Below are 1,201 nucleotides of genomic sequence, written 5' to 3'. Positions count from 1 at the left end.
CTGAAGGATCCCCTCATAAATCAGCCATAGCATAGCCATATTTGAGCAACTGATTGGCGAATAATACCCAGGCCGCCAGCAATTCTTTCTCCGTGATTTGATAATCAGGCCGCCTGAGTACCTCCAATCCCAAGCGAATCGTTGAGAGTACCGTTCGATGCCCAATGGTATTGGCCTGAAAATGCTTATCCCAGCCCTGTTGCTGTGCGTGTAAACCAACTAGCCACAACAGGCATTGAACCATCAACGCTATCAGTAGGATGATGTCGAATCGCTCTGGACTGTTGGTACGACTTTGGCGTAAGCCAAAGCCGTATGCCGGGCTTTTGAGGTCACGAAAGGTTTCCTCTATTTGCATACGTTTGGCGTACAGGTTTACCAGCTGCTTTGGGCTCCGAGATTCTGGTGGTAAATTGCTGGCTAACACCCAAGGCTCTTTCGCCGATGTTGAGTACGTTTTTGCCGATGGATGGTGGCAATTAGTCCTCGTTGAACGCTGATTTGTACGCCCCTTAGGTTTGCTACGATAAAGCGTGAGATGGCAATTGATAGGGTTAGTTTTGGTCAAAGTCTTACAACCCAGGCTCTTCGCTTGACCGTTGGCCAAGTCATGTGTACTTCGAACTGCACGCCAATTTTCAGCGCCAATATCTGCAAATTGAACTGTACCGCGAATACGGCTTAGCCAAAACCAACCATGCGCCTCAACCTCTTTGTACCAAGGCACTTTGAACCCCGCGTCAGTCACGATGAGAGGGGTAACATGCAAAGGTAAAATCTTGGCTAAGTCCGCTAAAAAACCGTTGTGGGAGGCCTTAGAGCATTGTTCTGATAGGGGATAGGACTTCTCATACAGGGTAATAGAGCGGCCATTGAAGGCTATTGAGGCGCGCAGAGCCATGATGCGTTTATGCTCTCGGATGTCTGACCAATCGACGAGCACAATCGGCATAGGGTTACCAGAACAGATGAGGCTGGCATGCCATTGGTAGACAGCTAACCGTTCTTGATGCAGATGCGTGTTGCCGAGCAAACGATCAATGCGCTTGATGTTGTGCTTGGTTCGGGCCGTGGTTGGTAAATTTCGACCTAACTCAGTCAAGGTCAGTGTCTTACATTCAATCAGCGCCTTAGAGGCCAGCATCAAGCTGTTTAATCGTTTTAGGTGAAGTTCTGGGCAGTATTGGTGTAAAGAATGTTG

Annotated in this window: 1 protein-coding gene; it reads right to left on the bottom strand. The window is 48.6% G+C overall.

What is annotated here, in order from left to right; genetic code table 11:
* Nucleotides 1-13: 13 nt before the first annotated feature.
* On the bottom strand, nt 14-1,201 hold a 1,188-nt coding region (locus AC2FAJ_RS23480; RefSeq protein ID WP_032446888.1), incomplete at its 5' end, for an IS4-like element IS10A family transposase.

This window comes from Enterobacter cloacae complex sp. 385G4 (assembly GCF_057320665.1).
Note: the sequence above shows the minus strand (reverse complement) of the source record. Positions and strands in the feature narration are given on the sequence as shown.